The organism is Bdellovibrionota bacterium (genome assembly GCA_035292885.1).
Classification (GTDB): Bacteria; Bdellovibrionota_G; JALEGL01; order JALEGL01; family DATDPG01; genus DATDPG01.
The window spans coordinates 19,741-37,207 of the sequence record DATDPG010000045.1 but is presented as its reverse complement, the minus strand read 5'-3'; the positions used below and the strand labels follow the sequence as shown (position 1 = coordinate 37,207).

The following is a 17,467-nucleotide window of genomic DNA, read 5'->3' as shown; positions in this document are numbered from 1 at the left end:
CGCGATTCTCATTTTGGGCACCACGACGTTGGCGACCACGGCGATTTTTGCCGCGTTCATGGCCGGCTTGGCGTTGGGGAGCGCGTTTGCAGGCCGATGGATACCGAAGGTCACAAGACCGTTTGCGGCTTACGCGCTCGTCACTTTTCTGACTGCTGCGAGCGGGATCGGCGTTTCAACTTGGCTTCGGGCCCAAGGTGTCGCGCAATTACCCTGGATGGTCGTACCCATTCTTCTCTTGCCCACACTGTTCATGGGAATCACGACACCTCTTGTCATCGCGGGACTCAAAGAGTCGGCATGGGCCAACGATCGGGTGGTTGGTTCCGTTTACGGGATCAACACAGCCGGCGGAGCCTTTGGGGCGTTGGTCGCATCCTTTTGGGTGATTCCGGCGCTCGGTGTGCGCGGGACCGAAACGTTCGCGGCCATTTGCTTGGTGGCGGCGGCGCTTGGCGCCTGCCCGCTTTGGAAGACGGGCGACCCGGGGCTCGCGCGGCGGGAAGCGGTCGGAAAGGGAGTTGGACGTGCATTGACGAAGGTCGATTTAGGGGTTGCGCTATGGGGTGGCATGGCCTCGCTCGCCTTGGAAGTGGTCTGGACAAGGCTACTCGGCCTCCTGTTGGGCCCGTCGGTATTTGCGTTGGGATTGGTCCTCTTTGTCTATCTTCTTTCGATTGGGGTCGGAAGCTTTCTGGTTCCGAAAGTCTTAAAACGCGCGACGCGCGAAACCGCCCTTCCCGCGATCCTATTAAGCTTGGGCTACGCCGTCGGTTTGAGCGCGATCTTGTACGGCCTGGCACCCTATCTGTTCGTCGGCCTCGTCAATCTATTCCGACCGCATTCGCTCGGATTGCGTCTGATCGAATTGTCCTTGTCCGCGGGAATGCTTTTGATCCCCGCGCTTCTGCATGGCGTCTTGGTTCCATTGGTTGTTGTGCGCAACGACAAGGCTGCCGACGACGGACCGGGCCCGCAAAATCTCGCACGAAACGCCGCCTGGGTTTTTGGCGCGAATTCCGTCGGTTCCATCGTCGGATCCGTGGCGGCCGGTTTGATCGCCATTCCTCGGTTCGGTTTTCTACCGATTTTACTGACGATCATTTTTTTTCATCTCGGAATCGGACTGCTTCTCCTCCGAAAAAGTCCGATCTGGGGAAATCGCTCTATTCGAACCGCCCTTATCGTTTCATCGGGAGTTTATCTGATGGTTTGCTTTTTCAACGGACCCCGATTTTGGGATCAGGGAGTCTTGGCCAGCGGGGTTTACAAATACGCCGTGGGAGAAGCCTTGAGCGGCGGACATGCTCAGATTGAAGTCGGAAAAGTGATCTACTATCGGGAAGGGATCAGCTCCACGGTTGCCGTAATCGAAACGAAAAACGATCGGATCTTGTCGATCGACGGCAAGGCGGATGCCAGTATCCATGGCGATCGCTCGACGCAGGTTCTGCTGGGAGCGCTGCCTTTAAGTCTCTCGAAAGAGACCCGCACGGTTCTGGTCATCGGTCTGGCAAGCGGCGTTACGGCCGGCGTGGCCTCTCTTTTTCAAGGTGCGCATGTCACAGCCGTTGAAATCGAGCCCGCGGTTCTGGAAGCTTCTCGCTATTTTAGCGAGGTCAATTTCGGTCCCTTGAAACCGCCGGAACACCGAATTGTTCTGACCGATGCCCGGCATTTTCTGGCCACCCGCCGAGAAAAATTCGATGTCATCACGTCGGAACCCTCGAATCCCTGGATGAGCGGCGTGGCGCCGCTCTTTACGCGGGAATTTTTTCAGATGGCGCGAGGAAGGTTGGAAGAGGGGGGCGTGATGTGCCAATGGCTGCCAATTTACGGGATGTCGAGAACCTTGGTCGGATCTATTCTCAAAACCTTTGCATCCGTTTTTGGCCATGTTTTGGTGTTTGAATCGGTCGAAGGTTATGATCTTCTTCTCATCGGTAGCGAGGGAAACATCTACCTGCATCCGGATTTAACGAGTTCACGATGGACTTCTCCCCTGTTGAAGCGGGAGTTGGCCGAAATCGGTCTGAACCGGGGAATCGATCTTCTGGGCCGCTTTCTGATGGGTCCGGAAGGCATAGCCCGTTTTGCGGGCGAGGCACCTTTGAATACGGACGATAACGCCTTCGTGGAATTTCGTGCGCCTCTTTCCCTTCACCAACGCACCGCCGAAATGAACGATCGGATTCTTTCGAAATCGTCCGAAGGCATTCTCGCGCACCTCGGTCCCACGGCGAAGACGCAAACCTACCGTCGTGAATTGGCGGAACGATTTCGAAATCGAGGTGAGGATCGGCTGGCGGAAATGGTGACCCCATGATCCAGAAAATGTTGGACGTTGCGGGGATCGTCATCGGCGCGGCCGGCTTTTTCACGGGGCTTTACCGTTCCTCGCATCGGGACGGGTGGGGAGTTTTGCCGTGGGCGATCCTGGCGACCGGCAGCCTTCTCCTGTGCTGGGCTGGCATCCTGCAATTCTCGATTCCGAACTTCTTTCACTGACGATTCGATGAGCGAATCCGCCACATTGCAACTGTTTGGTTTTCTATTCGGCTCCGTCGTGGGCAGCTTTGCAAATGCCTGCATCTATCGTCTTCCGCGCGATCTCTCGATCATTTTTCCGCGCTCCCGCTGCACCCGCTGCGGTTCCCTGATTCGTTTCTACGACAACATCCCGTTGCTTAGCTATGTCTTGCTCCACGGACGTTGCCGTCGATGCGGAACCGCGTTTGGAAGCCGTTATTTTTGGATTGAGCTGACGATCGGAGGAATCGCCTGGTGGCTGGTGCGCACGCGCGGGGTCGGTTTTGCGAGCGTCTATTATTTCTTTTTTTCGGCCGCGCTGGTGACCGTCAGCGCGATTGATTTCGAACATCGAATCATTCCGAACTCGATTTCCATATCCGCCATCGGGATCGGCCTCGTCGTCGCCTTCGGGGCGCATTGGATCGGTTTCGATTGGAATGTAGCTCCCGTGGAAGCGGTCATTGGAGCCGTGTCTGGCGCCGGCCTGCTCTGGGGGGTGGGGTGGGCCTACGAAAAAGTGACCGATCGCGAAGGGATCGGCCTCGGCGATGTCAAATTGCTGGCGGGATTTGGCGCCCACGCCGGAGTGGGAGGGGTTCTCACCTCTCTGTTTTACGGATCGCTATTCGGCTCGTTGGTAGGCGTTTCGCTTGTGGTTTTTCGCGGGAAAACGACGAAGTACCCGATACCCTTTGGACCCTTTCTCTGTCTCGGCCTCCTGCTCTACGCTTTGGGCGGGCAGGAATGGATGTATCGAGTCTTGACGCGTTAAACTGAAAAACCCTTGTAACTGTCGGTAATGACTCCGATCGAGAGCAAGAGCTGTTCGATTTCTTCCCCTTTTTCCGCGGTGAGTGTTTTTCCGCGCAGATCGCGGATCAGAGAAAGCGCCTTTTTTTGGTCCCGGGACACTTTTCCGAGGTCTTCCCGCCAGCGCGTGACGACTCGATTGAGACCGTCTTGAATTTCTCGAAAATAGTCCCATTTTCGAAGCGTGATGGAGACATCCAAATTTCTTTCCATGAGTTCGCCCAAGGCCCGTTCGAACTTGTACCCCGGGCCGACGATATGATGCGTAAAGAGGATACTCACGAATCCCACGAAGACGGCCAATGCAACGAAGAGCGGCCACTTGGAATAGTTGAGAAGGAAGAGCTCCTTCGCGATCGCCTGATGATCTTCGAGGCTATACGGGCTCAACATGCCCGCAAACGGCCACGCAAAAAGGATTAAGGCTATTAGAGCGACCAACAGCAAGGCATGGAGAACGATTTCAGCGGCCATCGAAACCTGCGCCCAGCTGTTGATGAACTTCCGGCTCCTGCGTTCATTGGACATAAAGCTCCTTGCGAAATGGGTTCTACGAAAGCCTAACTCACCGTTTACGGACGTGCAAAGTTCCTTTGCGCGAAGCGAGCCGGTTCCGTAATGTCTTCACGGCGAACGATGAAACTGGACTGGATTACCGAACGTTCCCAAATCGCGAGCGGGCGACTGCAACGAGAAATCGTCTGGTATTTGGGCGTATTGGCGATCGTGTCGGTATTGATCGTGGGATCGATCGGCCTCAAGATTTCCGAAGATCTTTTGCGGGCCCAGGCGGTTCAGAACGCTCAAGCCGTCGCTCGCGCCGTCCTGGAACTGGTCGAGCGGACTTGGGATCCGACGCGGTCCGACGGCGGGATCGAATCCACGATCAAACGAATGGCGGTACGCGGCGGGTATCCCTCGGGAGTCAAGCAGTGGAATCTGTTTTCCGCTTCCGGGCGCTGGCGCGGGGGGACGGAGCCGCAGGTGAATCTGACGGAAAGAAATTTCCTTTCAACTCTTCCGATCGCTCCGCGCGTGGTGGTGGAGCGGAACGAGGCGATTACCGTTTTTCTTTCCGTCCAACCAAAAAAGGAGCCGGTGGGAATTTTGAGTCTGAGCTTTCCCGATCATTCCGCTCGGGAGGGATTCCGAAAAGTCGCCGTCGCGATCATCATGTTCGTCATCGCGTTCGCGGGGGTCCTTCTTCTGTTCGGGTACCGGTTGATACGGCACGTCGTCGTCAATCCGTTGCAACAAATTGAACGGGCCGCGGAAGCGATCGCCGCCGGGGACACCGGCCGGCCGGTACCCGTCGTCCGAGATAACGAAATCGGGAGACTGGGGGCGGCACTCGATTTGATGAGGCGCCACCTGCTCACCGACCAAGAAAAACTTGCCGACTACGCGCAATCCCTCGAGAACCTCAATCAGAAACTGGAGGAAGCCCAGAACGCATTGCTCCGGGGAGAGAAGCTGGCGAGTGTCGGCCGGTTGGCCGCAGGTGTTGCCCACGAAGTGGGAAATCCCTTGGGAGCGGTACTAGGGTATCTCTCTCTTCTCAAATCGGTGACCCAAGATTCGGAGACCACGGAGCTTCTGGCCCGATGCGAATCCGAACTGACACGAATCAGCCGAATCGTGCGGCAACTCTTGGAGTACGCCCGGCCTCAGGCGGCCAATCCCGATCCTTGCGATATTAATGATGTCATACGTTCCGCGGTGGAGGGAGTTCAAGGGCACGGAATCTCTCCGGGTCTGACGATTCGCCTGGAACTGTCGGCCGACGTACCTCTGATTCCTTTGGATCCGGATCCCTTGCGCCAGGTGCTTTGGAATCTGGTTCTCAACGCGGTGCAGGTGTTGGGCGATCAAGGGATCATCGTGGTTCGGACGCAGCGATTGTCCATTCAGCGCTTGCGTGAGCAGCCGCTCGGCACGCTCTTCCGTGCGCGAACGCGCCGCGGGGATTCCGCTCGGCCGGGAATTTTGGAACTGCGTCAGAGACGCCGAAGGGAAGACACAGGCGGCGTGGATGTCGAAGAAATGCGCTCCGAACGCGCCGGGCTGCCGGCATTTCTGTTCAGTGAAAGCGGAGAGGTGATCCAAACCGTCGTCGAAGACAACGGTCCCGGCATCCCTTTGGATGAATTGACCAAGATCTTCGATCCATTTTACACGACCAAGCCGCCCGGAAAGGGAACCGGTCTCGGTCTCTTCATCAGCTTGAATCTCGTTCAGAATATGGGCGGCTATCTTGATGTTCAGAGCGAAATCGGGAAGGGAACGCGATTCATTTTTCTCCTTCCGATATCCGTCGGGACTGCTCGAGGGGACGGCGGCCCGTCAACCACTTGAGACGTTGTTCGAGCCGTTCTCGTTCTTGGGGTGATCGATCCATCATCATTTAGAATTCACGGGGGATTGCCTTTTTGGCGGCCGGTAACACTCGCCGGAGCTGGGCTTCGTCCTTCAATTGCCGAATGCAAGCGATTTCGTTTTTCCATCCTTTGATATAAGTTTCATCCCTCTTTCGGAGGAAGCGAAACAAACGGAGGGCGTCTTTGCACTGGCCCCTTCCCGCGAGAATCACGCCATAGTCGTTGATGACGTCTGGATGCAATTTAAGATTCAGTGCCCGATCGTAGTAGACGAGCGCCTCGGAGTCTCGTCCGACATTCTGAAATGCCTTTCCGCAACGTTTATTCGCATCAAAAGCGGTGCGCTGCCGATCGGCTTCCGTACACCAAAAGCTGATATCGTTTCGAAAGTCGAAATTGCGTGCAAGGCTGGTAAAAATAAAGCTGAGCACACATACCCCCATGAGTCCACCAGACAGGAGGAGCAGTCGAGCTGAACCTCGTTCCCGAAGCCAACCTGCCGTGTAACCTATGGCCAAAGCCAATCCGACGGATGGAAGAAAAAGATAACGATCTTGGTACACCGAGCCGCGGGGATAGGGAGGGATCACCAACAGCAACGGCGTGAGATACAATAATAATGGAAGGTAACCTTTCGGGCATCTCTTGATATATGAAATAACGACGGCCAACAAACCCACCGTTCCTAGGAATAATCCCAGGAACCCGTCCGCAACTCTGCCGACCAGAGGTGCGGGGGTTTCGGTCACAACAAAATCAAAGGGCCAAAGGATGGCGCGGAAGGAACGCAGAGCTACCGCTCCCGAATCCCAAAGCAATTCCAAATTCATGTGTTCGGGCGGATACAGCTTGATCGGAATCATCCATTTCCGATAAGCCAAGTACGTTATGATAACAGCGATGAAACTGGCGCCGAGTCGGTAAACGCGTCGGCCCGACGCACCCGGACCGCGAAAGAGCATGGGCAGCGCCATGAACGGGAATACGATCGCGCTCTCAACGCACAAAAGAGACAAGGCAAAGAACACACATGAAATCCAGAGACAAGATGGGGGTCCGCGGCCACAATACCGCTCAGAATACATGTAGGCTCCTATCCACAAGATCGCGCACATACTGTATTCACGGCCCAGCATCAGGGTCACGGAGTCCGTATGTAGAGGCCATGCCGCGAAGAACACCGCACCGAGGGCAGCGGCCGTGGCATCCTGCACAAAGTGGAACAGGAAACGAAATACGACAATCACAGCACCGAAGTATAAAAGTAGATCTACAAGATGGTGTGACACCAGCGTGGGTAATGGAAGGCAATTGTCAAAGTAGAAGGAGGCGAGAAACAACGGCCTCCAATAACCAACCGGGCCATGTTCCGGCCAAAAAACATCCCAGCTATCACGGGTAAACAGAAGATAGAGATTCCCCCAATCCGAAAAAAAACGATGGTTTTCCAGAAGGTAATGGTCGTCGCCGATGTATCCGTTTGGAAAAATATTCCAGTAGGACGCGATGACAACGGCGAATAAGGCAACGTAATATCGAATCAAAATCCAATCCCATCGAACGCAGGCAGGAATTTAATTTAAAAAGATACTCGCCGGTGATGTGGATGTCACCTGCACGCGCCGCCGACGGTCTCGGTCTCTTTATCAGCTTGAATCTCGTTCAGAATATGGGCGGCTATGTCGTTGTTCGGAGCGAAGTCGGGAAGGGCACGCGATTCGTGTTTCTTTTTCCGATACCGGCCGGCACTACGCAAAATTTGCGAGGCGGGTTGTCTCTGGTAGTGTAATTCCCTTCGGAAGTTCAGTGGCCAAACGACGAATACTGATTGTGGACGATGAAGAGAGCATGCGTCATATGCTCTCTTTGTTATTGAAAAAAGAGGGGTACGACCCTCAGACAGCGGAAAACGGCAAAGTGGCGCTCGAGAAAATCGAGCGTGAAAACTTTGATTTCATTTTGAGCGACATCCGAATGCCGGAGATGGACGGCCTTGAATTTCTGCGGAAGGCCAAAGTGAAGAATCCCGACCTTACGGTGGTCGTGATGTCGGCGTTCGGAAACGTCGATACGGCCATCGAAGCGATGAAACGCGGCGCGTACGACTACATCTCCAAACCGTTTAAGCCGGATGAAGTCATTCTCACGCTGCGAAAAGCGGAAGAGCGGGAGCGACTGCAGAAGGAAAACGTTCGCTTAAAGGGGGAGATCAAGAAGGAGTATCAGTTCTCCAACATCGTCGCGAAAAGCCCGCACATGATGGAGATCTTCAACACGATTCGGAAAATCGCCGACTATAAAACGACCTGCCTTCTCCTGGGGGATAGTGGAACCGGGAAAGAACTGATCGCGCGCGCGATTCATTACAACAGCTCCCGTGCCGACAAACCGTTCATCACGGTGAATTGCGGTGCGATCCCGGAGAATCTTCTGGAGAGCGAACTGTTCGGTCACATGAAAGGATCGTTCACGGGAGCCATTCGCACAAAGAAGGGACTCTTCGAGGAGGCGGATCAGGGGACGCTGTTTTTGGATGAGATCGGAGAGTTGCCCCTTCTTCTGCAGGTAAAACTTTTGCGCGCTTTGCAAGAGGAAGAGATTCGGAGAGTGGGGGACGTCAGTCCGATCAAGGTGAACGTCCGAATCGTCGCGGCCACGGTGAAAGATCTTGCGAAAGAGGTGGAACAAGGGACGTTTCGGGAGGATCTGTTCTATCGGTTGAACGTTCTTCCCATCTTTCTCCCCTCTCTCCGGGAACGAAAGGAAGATATCCCGCTTCTGGTCGACTATTTCGTCGAAAAATACAACAAGAAGCTGGCCGTGAAGGTCAAGAACATCGGGCCCGAGGTGATGAACGTTTTCATGGAGTATGATTGGCCTGGAAATGTCCGAGAGCTTGAAAACACGATCGAGCGGGCGATGGTGTTGACCACGGGGGACCGGATTCAAGCGGAGAACCTGCCCGCCAGCGTTCGAACCTCGCAGGGAGCGTCGACCGGGATGACTCGTTTTAGTTCAGATGATCTCTCGATCAAAAAGGCCACGCGCATGATCGAGGAGAACTTAATCTTGCGGGCGCTTCAGACGTCCCACGGAAACCGAACCAAAGCGGCAAAGTTATTGGAGATCAGCCATCGGGCGCTCCTTTATAAGATCAAGCAGTTTCGTCTGGAGGACAAACTTCGCCAACTGGATCGAGAGGTTGGCCATCGGTAGGAGGCGTCTTGAACCAGCTTAGAAAACAGATTAAAATGATTAACATAAGTATCTAAAATTTAAGACTAAATGCATAATTCAATCTCACGCCCCATTTCTCGGTCCCAAGGATTCACGCTCGTCGAGATTCTCGTCGCTATGGTGGTTCTCGCCATCGGCCTTCTCGGCATGGCGGCGATGACGACGCTCGTGATTCGGGGAAACCAAGGGGCCAGCATGCTGACGTCGGCCACAAACATTTGCCAAGCCAAGATCGAGTCGCTGAAGGACGTAGCTTGGGCCGATCTGGGTAACTGGGATGCTGTGGCCAATGTCTCGCAGCCGTTGCTTCAGAAGCAAAACGGCGAGAATGAAGGTCGCCTCGTTCAGGAAATCGAATTAAATTCGGAAGGAAAGACAAAGGAAGACGTGACTTCGGAGCTTTCGGGAGCACCAAGCAATCTATCGGGCCAAGCCCTGGATGATGCGGTTGCGGACCGCGGCCCCTACAAACTCACTCGGACGTTCGTCATCTGTAAGGGGGAAGACTATTCCAACGTGACAATCAGGACAGCGACAAGTAGTGAAAGCACACCCTCGCCCGGCCATTGTGATGTGGCGCCTGGAGCTAGCGGCGACATCAAAGGAATACGCTCGAAATGGCTGGTGTGCGAAGATGAGGACATCACCAGCACAACTAGTCCCGAGCGGGAAAAGAAGCTCAAAGTACTCTGCACCTGGCGCGCCCGCGACGGCCAATGCCACAACGTGCATCTCGACACGACGGTCGTAAAGCTTCAGTAATCTTTTGTTGGCGAAATCTCCGGAGGGGGTTCCGCCCGTGCAGCCCTCTAGTCCATTCGATTCGTGGTTTTCTTTGTCTTTGGGCAAAGGTCCCCCGGAACCAAGAGCGGCGGTCGACCGGGAAATCGTTTGTTCGCCTGCCCGACGAGTTTTTCGGCGTCTTGGCAACGGTTCTGGGCCAACAGGAGAGTTACGACGAATTGCCAATGTTCCTGTTGTCCCGGATCCAACGTAAGTAGCCTTTCATAATAAGTTCGTGAGCGATCGAGATCCCCTAGCCGATAGTACAGGGCACCCAAAGAGTGAAGACTCTTGAGTTGAGTCCGCCGATTGAACTCGACACCTTCCGATAAGGTCAACGCCTTGAGATAGGCCCCTTCGGCTTCGTCAAACCGCCCCCTCTCAAAAAAAATAAAGCCGAGATTTCGCTGAACCACGGCGGAGTTTGGATTCATTTCCGCGGCAAAGCACCAGAATGAAAAATCATTCTTCCACTGCTTCCCGGCCAGATATGAAAACGAGCCAAAGATGAGCAAAAGAATTCCGAGAGCCGCCTGAAGGATTCTCCGCCGATTTAAGGCGCCGAGACCGGCACAAACCAAGAAACTGAGGCCGACGACTGAAAAATAGAGATATCGATCCGAAATCACCCGGCTGGACATCGTGAGAGCCGAAGCCAAGAACAACGTCGAGAACACGAAAAGGACACCGACCCAGTTTACAAGGGAATGTGCTCTTCCGCGGACGAACGCGAGGAGAAGCACACCCAGGAAAAAAGCTGAGGCCGCAGTATTCTCGGCATAGGATGCTCCAGCCACCTCCCGATAGCCTGCCGGTCCGAAGGGGAGCATGAGAAACTGGAGGTATGTCAGCCACGTTTTCAAGGCTTCCCGGCTTTGGATGGATTGGAGAACGATTCCCATTGGCGTTCCCCTCGCAAATTGCTGCCGAAGGAGCAGATACGCAAGGGCCGCCAAGCTGCACGCCGCGAGCGTGATGAACATGGCTTTTCTGTCCCTGGTTTTCGATCGAATCGCGAGAAGGGCCAGTGCGGGCATAAGCACCAAGACAGTTTCCTTGCAGAGAAGTGCGCCGAAGAAAGCTGCGCCCCCAACCGACGAAAGAAACGGCCTCCCCACTCGGCACATCAGCATCGCGGCGAAAAAGAAAACGGCGGCCAGTGCGTCCGGTCGACCCGAAATGTAATACACCACCTCGGAATTCATCGGATGCAACGCAAAAAAAGCGGCGCCGAAGAACGCCGTTTGCGGGCCGAAATGCAGGCCGACCAAATTGAAATAAAGAAGAACCGACGCCACGGTATGAAAGACCAAATTGGAGAGATGGTAGAGGGCCGGCTCGTTTCCCCCGATTTGATAATCGACATAATACGAGACGAGTTTCAGCGGCCGGTAAATATTGCTTGGAAAATTTTCGGCCGCAGTAACCTCCCAAAACGGCCGCCGAAAATAATCGGGGAAATTGCGATAGGACGTGATGTGGGAGTTGTGCTCAACCTCGTCGTGATCGTCGTACACGAACCCGTTTTGGAGAGTTCTCCCGTACACAACGAAGGATACAAGCGCCAGAAGTAAGGCTGCGACGCGAGGACTCAGACGTGTCTCCTCCGGTTGGTCGTTGCAACATGTCGCACGTACTTTTGCATTGTATCACCAGCGAACTCGCCTGTAGAGTCGACCTCCGATGCATCTCTCCATGGTGTTCCCGTTGGCCTCACAATTCCAAAGGTTAGGTCGTAGCGTGCCGAGAAGCTGGGGGTGGGTGCTCTTGTTCGTACTGGTGACAGGCGTGTTCGGCCGCTCGCTCCAGAATGGTTTTGTCTGGGACGACCACGAGATGGTCGAAAACAATCCGCATGTTTCGGACATCCGTGGGCTTCCGGAATTGTTTAAGAATCCGCTTTCCCTCTTAACGGCCCACCCCAATAGGGACTTTCTCGTCTACCGACCGCTGCAGCTCACGACGTATCTGATCGAACGCTCTCTGGGGGCTGAAACGCCCGCACTCTTTCGAACGACGAACCTGCTGATCCATGTTGGGATCGTAACAACGCTGTTTTTTGTTCTACGAACGCTCGGCTTTTCATCCGTGGCGGCTTTCCTGCTCACGGCTCCTTTTTCGGTTCACCCGGCCGTAGCCAGTGTCGTTTACAACATCACAGCCCGCCACGAATCGCTCTTGACATTGTTTTACCTTCTTTCGGTCCTGATTGTGGTCCAGGGGAAGTCGCGTTATCTCTTCTTGAGCTTAGCGCTTTATGCGTGCGCCCTTCTCTCCAAAGAGACGGCCGTGTTGGTTTGTCCCGCCCTTGTGACGGCCTTTCTCGCCCTTCCTCGCTGGGAGGGGTCCCGGAAACTGAGAGTTTCATGGCTTGCGGCCATCGCTTTGTTGATTTTAGGCTATGAAATCGTCGCCAAGAAAATCGGGATTCGCTTTAATCCGGCGATCTTCTTGTTTGCGCCTGCTGCAGAAGAGTGGTGGTTTGTTTTCTTCCAGAATATTGGGAACATGACCCTTCCATTCTCTCCCGCAGGTTATAGAGAGGCCGCGACTTCCATCGCGCCGCTCTCGTGGTTTTCCGTTTGTCTTCTGGCCGTTCTATTGATTTTTGCCGTTCGACGAGCGAGGAACAAGAAGCTGCTTTGGATCGGCACCCTTACGGGTGCACCGCCTTTGCTCCTTATAACCACAGTCGGCTTGATCACCGGAGTACCTCAGGATCATTACCTTGTCCTTCCTACTCTCGGCTTGGTCCTTGTGGTTGCTTCCGTTGTTCCCACCGGCGCGTGGTCCCGTATTTGGATTGGAACGGCCGTAGCGATTTTGGCAGTGTTCTCCGTCTTTACCTTCGTGCTCGGGTACACATGGAAAAACGAAATGACGTATTGGAGCTTTGCCCGAGAAACGAACGGAGAGTCTCCACGCATCCACCGCAATCTTTGGCCGTTATTCGAAGAAGAAGGGGATTCACAAAAAGTTCGATTTCACTGCGAGCGCGCACTCGCATTGTCTTCCGCTACTGGCCGCTATCGAAAAATTCACCTCGACAGTCTTCATTGCCTTGGCGCCCTGAATTACCGCGCCGGCGAGACGAACCAATCTCTTGCGTACTTTGAAAAACTTAGAGCGCTGGAGCCGGCACAGCTTCAGTATTGGGTGATGCCGCTCCGTGTTCTTGACCGCGAACGCCGGTGCGAGCAACTCGATAGAATCCGAGAGCAGGCGATCCTCCGTTTCGGCGAGGTTCATGAGTTAGAGGCGCGTAACTTCGACTGCTTGCGGTAGAAGACCCTCTGAGCTGAACTTGAGGATATGAAAGCAAACGCTCACGCCGTCGCGCCAACGGCCGGAAATCTGCCTTGAGGCCACTCGGCTCAAAAGAGAAATTGCGGAATCGTGTCGCGACCGCCACGACCATTGGCAATCCGGCGAGGGGGTGGTATAAGCCGCCCCGACTCGCGCCTAGATCTTGTAATTAAAGGAGATTCCCGTGGCATTCGACAAGCTTTCGACCCCTAAAGACGGATCCATCATCCAGATCGATTCGAAAGGGAAATTGGACGTTCCCGACCGTCCGATCATTCCCTTCATCGAAGGAGACGGCGTCGGCCCGGATCTCTGGCGGGCCAGCCAGAGGGTTTTCGATGCGGCGGTCGAAAAAGCGTACCGCGGCAAACGAAAAGTCGTTTGGATGGAAGTCGCCGCGGGCGAAAAGGCTCAAAAAATGTACGGCGAGCTGATTCCGAAAGACACGCTCAAAGCGATTGAGATGTTTCATGTCGGGATCAAAGGGCCGCTCACGACGCCGGTCGGCGGAGGATTTCGAAGCCTCAACGTGACGCTGCGACTGGTGTTCGATCTCTACGCTTGTATTCGCCCGGTCCGTTACTTCAACGGTGTTCCCGCTCCCGTGAAGCACCCGGAAAAAGTGAACATCGTGATCTTCCGCGAAAACACGGAAGACGTTTACGCGGGAATTGAATTTAAATCGGGGACTCCCGAAGCGAAGAAACTGATCTCCTTTCTTCAAAAGGAACTCGGGGCAAAGATTCGAGAGGAGAGCGGAGTGGGGATCAAGCCGATGAGTCCGTTCGGAACCAAGCGATTGGTTCGGAGGGCGATTCAATACGCGATTCAACATAATCGCCCGAGTGTCACGTTTGTGCATAAAGGGAATATCCAAAAATACACGGAAGGCGCGTTTCGGGATTGGGGTTACGAATTGGCTCGGGAGGAGTTTGGTTCGACCACGATCACGGAAGACGACGTAACGAAAAATCACGGCGGGAAAGCGCCGAAGGGCAAGGTGGTCGTGAAAGACCGGATCGCCGATTCCATGTTTCAACAGTCTTTGCTCCGGCCCGAGGAATATGACGTCTTGGCGACGCCCAATTTGAACGGAGATTATCTTTCCGATGCGCTGATCGCGCAGGTGGGCGGTTTGGGCCTCGGCCCGGGCGCCAACATCGGCGATCAGGCGGCCATTTTCGAGGCGACGCACGGAAGCGCGCCGAAGTATACCGGCCAGGACAAGGTGAATCCGGGCTCGGTCATTTTGTCCGGCGTCATGATGTTCGAGCATTTGGGATGGAACGAAGTCGCGGATTCCATTCCGGCCGCGCTTCAAAAGACGATTTCCCAGAAGACGGTCACATACGACCTGGAACGCCAGATGGAGGGCGCAAGACTTCTGAAATGTTCGGAATTCGGCGAAGCGATTGTGAGGAATTTATAATGGTGAACGCACTTAAACGAAAAAAAATAACCGTCGTAGGTGCGGGCAATGTCGGCGCTACGGTTGCACAATACGCGGCCCTAAAACAGCTCGGGGATGTCGTCCTCGTGGACATCATCGAGGGCGTGCCGCAGGGAAAATCGCTCGACCTCAAAGAAGCGTCACCCATCTTGGGCTACGACGTCAATCTGGTCGGCTCGCAGTCCTACGAGGTTACGGCGGACTCTGATTTGGTGGTGATTACGGCGGGAATTCCCCGAAAACCGGGAATGAGCCGGGACGATCTTCTCCAGACCAATACAAAGATTGTGAAATCGGTGACGGAACAGATCGTTCGTTACTCTCCCAACGCGATCTTGATCGTGATTTCCAATCCTCTCGACGCCATGGTGTTTGTCACCCGCGAGGTCAGCAAATTCCCCGCCCATCGCGTCCTGGGGATGGCCGGTGTCCTGGATACGGCGCGTTTCCGGGCATTCTTGGCCGAGGCGCTGAATTGTTCCATTCGAGATGTCTCCGCGTTCGTCCTGGGCGGCCATGGCGACACGATGGTGCCGTTGGTGCGCTACTCAACGATGGCGGGAATTCCGATCGCCAATCTTCTCCCGAAGGGTCAGATCGACAAGATCGTTCAGCGGACGCGGGATGGCGGTGCGGAGATCGTCGCCCTTCTGAAAACGGGTTCGGCGTATTACGCCCCCGGCGCAGCGGCCGTGGAGATGGCCGAATCGATTTTGCTGGATGAAAAGCGAATCCTTCCCTGCTGTGTTTATTTGAACGGCGAATATGGATTGAAAGACGTCTTTGTCGGCGTGCCGGTGAAGCTGGGCGCGTCGGGCGTGGAAAAGATCATTGAGGTCACGCTTGAACCCACGGAAAAGGAAGCGCTGGGGAAATCGGCGGAGGCGGTGCGCGAGCTGATGACCAAAGTTCGGGGCATGCTTTGAAAATTCACGAGTACCAGGCAAAAGCGCTTTTCCGAGAATTTGGCCTTCCGACGTTGCGAGGTGAAATCGCAACGACTCCCGACGAGGCGGTCGCCGCGGCGAAAAAGCTCGGCGACAAGGGTTCGTGGGTCGTGAAGGCGCAAATTCACGCCGGAGGAAGAGGAAAGGGGGGAGGGATCCGTCTTTCCCGAACCCTTGAAGACGTGAAATCGAACGCCGCGGCGATTTTATCGAAGCCGCTGGTTACCCCTCAGACCGGAGCTCAAGGGAAGCAAGTAAACACGCTTCTGATCGAAGAGGGATGCGACATCGGCCGGGAACTCTATTGTGCCGCCGTCTTGGACCGCGCAACCTCTTCCATCGCCGTGATGGCAAGCCGCGAAGGGGGAGTCGAGATCGAAGAGGTGGCCGCCAAACATCCGGAAAAAATTATCCGCGTACATGTCTCTCCGTCCATCGGCGTTTCGGGTTTTGAGGGACGGACGCTGGCTTTCGGCTTGGGCCTGGATCCTCCGCTTCATAAATCGTTTTCACAAATGATCGGCGGGATGGTCCGTCTGTTCCTGGCCAAGGATTGCTCGCTGGTGGAGGTCAATCCGTTGGTTGTGACCAAACAGGGGACGTTGGTCGCACTGGACGCCAAAGTGAATTTTGACGACAGCGGCCTCTTTCGCCACGCCGATGTCCAAAAATTGGCCGATCCGGAGGAAGAAGATCCGATCGATCTCGAAGCGGCGAAATGGAATTTGAATTACATCCATTTGGACGGGAACATCGGCTGCATGGTGAACGGCGCGGGTCTGGCGATGGCGACGATGGACATCATCAAGCAGGCCGGCGGTGAACCGGCCAATTTCTTGGATGTCGGCGGCGGCGCCTCGACGGAGATGATTCGGCAAGCGTTCAAGCTCTTGGTGAGCGATAAAAAGGTGCGGGCGATTCTCGTCAATATTTTCGGCGGGATCATGAAATGCGATGTCCTGGCTCACGGGATAGTCGAGGCGGCGCAGGAAATGTCGCTTCGAATCCCGCTTGTCGTGCGCTTGGAAGGGACGAATGTGGAGGAGGGGAGACGGATTCTCCGCGAATCCAAACTCAATCTTCAGTCCGCTAAAGACATGCAGGACGCCGCCCGATTGGCGGTCACATCCGTCGGAGGAGTTCGCTGATGTCGGTTCTCGCCGGTCGTTCGACGCAAGTTCTGGTGCAGGGGATCACCGGCGCTCACGGCGCCTTTCACGCCAAAAGTTGCCGCGATTACGGGACGAAAGTCGTTGCGGGTGTGACCCCCGGAAAAGGGGGGCAGAATGTCGAGGGAATACCGGTCTTCAACACCGTCGCCGAGGCGAAGACGAAACATCGGATCGACGCAACCATGGTTTACGTCCCCGCGGCATTTGCGGCGGATGCGATTTTGGAGGCAATCGATTCCGAAATATCGCTCATCGTTTGCATCACCGAGGGAATTCCCGCTCTGGACATGGCTCGGGTAAAAGCATGCCTCCGGTCCAGCCGGAGCCGGATGATCGGGCCGAACTGCCCCGGCGTGATCACTCCCGGGGGAGCGAAGATCGGCATCATGCCCGGTTACATTCACAAGCCGGGGCGGGTCGGCCTGATTTCGCGCAGTGGAACATTGACCTATGAAGCGGTCGATCAATTGACCCGCCTGGGAATCGGTCAGTCTACCTGTATCGGGATAGGCGGTGATCCTATCATTGGGTCGACGTTTGTTGATCTGTTGGAGCTTTTCGCGGCCGATTCCGGAACGGACGCAGTCGTCGTGATCGGGGAAATCGGCGGCACGGCGGAGGAAGAGGCGGCGACGTGGATTCAGGAAAATTTGAAGAAGCCGGTCGTTGGATTCGTGGCGGGGAGCACGGCGCCTCCCGGCCGGCGAATGGGGCATGCCGGAGCCATTATCTCCGGCGGTAGAGGAACGGCTGTGGAGAAAAAAGCAGCCATGCGCGCGGCCGGTATTCATGTCACGGATAGCCCGGCGGACATCGGCGCGACGATGGCGAAGGTCTTGAAGAAATAAGGAG

Annotated in this window: 15 protein-coding genes; 12 read left to right on the top strand and 3 right to left on the bottom strand. The window is 55.2% G+C overall.

Going from position 1 to position 17,467, the window contains the following annotated elements; translation table 11 throughout:
* The 3 genes from VI895_03810 to VI895_03800 all read left to right on the top strand — a co-directional run.
* On the top strand, positions 1-2,326 hold a 2,326-nt coding region (locus VI895_03810; protein ID HLG18928.1), incomplete at its 5' end, for a hypothetical protein.
* Positions 2,323-2,508 (top strand): hypothetical protein, encoded by a 186-nt coding sequence (locus VI895_03805; GenBank protein HLG18927.1) that lies wholly within the window; start codon positions 2,323-2,325, stop codon positions 2,506-2,508. The genes VI895_03810 and VI895_03805, both read left to right, overlap by 4 nt.
* Before the next feature lie 7 nt (positions 2,509-2,515).
* Positions 2,516-3,304, top strand: coding sequence for a prepilin peptidase (locus tag VI895_03800; protein HLG18926.1), 789 nt, complete (start codon positions 2,516-2,518; stop codon positions 3,302-3,304).
* Here the strand turns inward: VI895_03800 and VI895_03795 are convergent.
* Positions 3,301-3,870, bottom strand: coding sequence for a hypothetical protein (locus VI895_03795; GenBank protein ID HLG18925.1), 570 nt, complete (start codon positions 3,868-3,870; stop codon positions 3,301-3,303). The genes VI895_03800 and VI895_03795 overlap by 4 nt on opposite strands.
* A 90-nt stretch (positions 3,871-3,960) precedes the next feature.
* Here VI895_03795 and VI895_03790 point away from each other — a divergent pair, with 90 nt between their 5' ends.
* Positions 3,961-5,697 carry an ATP-binding protein gene (locus VI895_03790; GenBank protein HLG18924.1) on the top strand — a complete coding sequence of 579 codons (1,737 nt, stop codon included), beginning with the start codon at positions 3,961-3,963 and terminating at the stop codon, positions 5,695-5,697.
* A 49-nt stretch (positions 5,698-5,746) separates the two neighbouring features.
* On the opposite strand, the gene VI895_03785 is transcribed toward VI895_03790, so the two are convergent.
* The gene (locus VI895_03785) at positions 5,747-6,694 is read right to left on the bottom strand and encodes a hypothetical protein (protein ID HLG18923.1); all 948 of its coding nucleotides are present in this window, start codon (positions 6,692-6,694) and stop codon (positions 5,747-5,749) included.
* A gap of 632 nt (positions 6,695-7,326) precedes the next feature.
* Between VI895_03785 and VI895_03780 the strand changes: the two genes are divergently transcribed.
* The 3 genes from VI895_03780 to VI895_03770 all read left to right on the top strand — a co-directional run bounded on the left by VI895_03780 (position 7,327) and on the right by VI895_03770 (position 9,719).
* Positions 7,327-7,509, top strand: a complete 183-nt coding sequence (locus VI895_03780) for an ATP-binding protein (GenBank protein ID HLG18922.1) — start codon at positions 7,327-7,329, stop codon at positions 7,507-7,509.
* A gap of 17 nt (positions 7,510-7,526) precedes the next feature.
* Positions 7,527-8,936: a sigma-54 dependent transcriptional regulator gene (locus tag VI895_03775; GenBank protein HLG18921.1), complete on the top strand. Its 1,410-nt coding sequence runs from the start codon at positions 7,527-7,529 to the stop codon at positions 8,934-8,936.
* 69 nt (positions 8,937-9,005) lie between these two features.
* A complete protein-coding gene (locus VI895_03770) occupies positions 9,006-9,719 on the top strand; it encodes a prepilin-type N-terminal cleavage/methylation domain-containing protein (protein HLG18920.1) in 714 nt (237 codons plus the stop codon).
* Between the two features lie 47 nt (positions 9,720-9,766).
* Here VI895_03770 and VI895_03765 read toward each other — a convergent pair whose 3' ends face one another.
* Positions 9,767-11,257 carry a tetratricopeptide repeat protein gene (locus VI895_03765; GenBank protein ID HLG18919.1) on the bottom strand — a complete coding sequence of 497 codons (1,491 nt, stop codon included), beginning with the start codon at positions 11,255-11,257 and terminating at the stop codon, positions 9,767-9,769.
* Between the two features lie 223 nt (positions 11,258-11,480).
* Here VI895_03765 and VI895_03760 point away from each other — a divergent pair, with 223 nt between their 5' ends.
* From VI895_03760 to sucD, 5 genes are all read left to right on the top strand, one after another.
* Complete coding sequence (locus VI895_03760) at positions 11,481-13,025, top strand: hypothetical protein (protein ID HLG18918.1); 1,545 nt, start codon at positions 11,481-11,483, stop codon at positions 13,023-13,025.
* A 205-nt stretch (positions 13,026-13,230) separates the two neighbouring features.
* Positions 13,231-14,475, top strand: coding sequence for an isocitrate dehydrogenase (NADP(+)) (icd, locus tag VI895_03755; protein HLG18917.1), 1,245 nt, complete (start codon positions 13,231-13,233; stop codon positions 14,473-14,475).
* A complete protein-coding gene (mdh, locus tag VI895_03750; protein HLG18916.1) occupies positions 14,475-15,422 on the top strand; it encodes a malate dehydrogenase in 948 nt (315 codons plus the stop codon). The genes icd and mdh overlap by 1 nt, the downstream gene beginning before the upstream one ends.
* Positions 15,419-16,591 carry an ADP-forming succinate--CoA ligase subunit beta gene (gene sucC, locus VI895_03745; GenBank protein HLG18915.1) on the top strand — a complete coding sequence of 391 codons (1,173 nt, stop codon included), beginning with the start codon at positions 15,419-15,421 and terminating at the stop codon, positions 16,589-16,591. Before mdh ends, sucC begins: the two co-directional genes overlap by 4 nt.
* The gene (gene sucD, locus VI895_03740; GenBank protein HLG18914.1) at positions 16,591-17,463 is read left to right on the top strand and encodes a succinate--CoA ligase subunit alpha; all 873 of its coding nucleotides are present in this window, start codon (positions 16,591-16,593) and stop codon (positions 17,461-17,463) included. The genes sucC and sucD overlap by 1 nt, the downstream gene beginning before the upstream one ends.
* The last annotated feature ends 4 nt before the right edge of the window (positions 17,464-17,467 follow it).